Annotated in this window: 1 protein-coding gene; it reads right to left on the bottom strand. The window is 51.1% G+C overall.

Annotated elements, in window-relative coordinates; genetic code table 11:
• Window positions 1-22: 22 nt before the first annotated feature.
• Window positions 23-1000 carry an IS110 family RNA-guided transposase gene (locus FJM65_RS21090; RefSeq protein WP_140624352.1) on the bottom strand — a complete coding sequence of 326 codons (978 nt, stop codon included), beginning with the start codon at window positions 998-1000 and terminating at the stop codon, window positions 23-25.
• Window positions 1001-1234 lie beyond the last annotated feature (234 nt).

The following is a 1234-nucleotide window of genomic DNA, read 5'->3' as shown; positions in this document are numbered from 1 at the left end:
CCAACATGAACTCTGTTAAAAGTCAAGCGAATTGAGGAGAAGTTTTAGAGAACTCAGCCTGATACGGAATACCGGATTTAACAATGGCAAAAGCCTGCTTGAGTAGCTTGTTGCACACAGCGATCAAAGCCACCTTCCCGTTTTTGCCTCTGGCCACCAGCCGTTCATAAAGTTCTTTACAGGCTGCGTTGCCCCTCATGGCTGTCAGGCTGCACATATAGAGCTTGCTCCTGATCAGGCTTCCCCCCATTTTAGTGATTCTCACCTTGCCCCGGATGCTGGTGCCGGAAGTGTACTCCCGGGGACACAGCCCCGCCTTGGCAATGAGCTGCCGGTAGCTGGCCATCTGCTGAAAGCCGCCGGCAAAGAGCAAAAGCATGCCTGCTGTCTTTCTGCCGATGCCTGGAATAGAGACGAGCAAATCCATTTCAATGCTGAACAGGGAGCCCATCTTATCCTGAAGCTCCCGCTCCATGTGCCCTATCTGCCTTTGGAGCAGCTTGCTTGTCTGCTTCAAGCCCCTTACCACCAGCAGGCATTTAACCGGCTGTCTCTCTAAGGCTTCCAGAGAGTTGCTGATCATGGTCTTCTGCTTGATGAGCTGCTCTATCGCCTGCTCGAGCTGGCGGCATTCCACCAGCAGCGGGGTCTCCGGCTGCCACTGTTTTACCTGATTTTGCTGGCCGTAGCGCATAATCCACTGCGCGTCCTTCTTGTCGCTCTTGCCCTTGCCCAGGTGCATCTGCACGAAGCGCTTGATGACCACCGGGTTGATGACGGCAACAGCCGCACCCTGCGAGTGCAGGAAATAAGCCAGCTGCATGTAGTAGGCGCCAGTGGCCTCCATGACATACAGCCGGTCAGTGCCGCCGCAGCTCTTGAGCAGCCTTTGGAATCCAGCTTTGTTGTTGCTCACTTCCAGGTGCTGATCCTTGTCGCCAGGTGCGTGGCAAACGACCAGTGTTTCTTTGCTCACGTCGATGCCAATCACGTTTTGCATAGGTTTAGATTTTATGTATGTTTATAAAGGAACCGGAGAAGGGCTATTGTAGCTTTATCTATCCTGATACAAGCTCTGGTAGTAGGCTTAATGGAACTCTACAAAGTGACAATAGGAAAGGGAAGGGGATTGTCATGTTGGACTGGCTCTTAAGGCCACAAAACCTAATTAATCTTATTCCTTCCTTTCTTCTCTTTTAACTCAAGTTAGAATATAAACTCAAACATAGGAAAA

It is taken from the genome of Pontibacter mangrovi, assembly GCF_006385705.1.
GTDB classification, from domain to species: domain Bacteria; phylum Bacteroidota; class Bacteroidia; order Cytophagales; family Hymenobacteraceae; genus Pontibacter; species Pontibacter mangrovi.
This window is presented reverse-complemented; position numbering and strand designations above follow the sequence as displayed.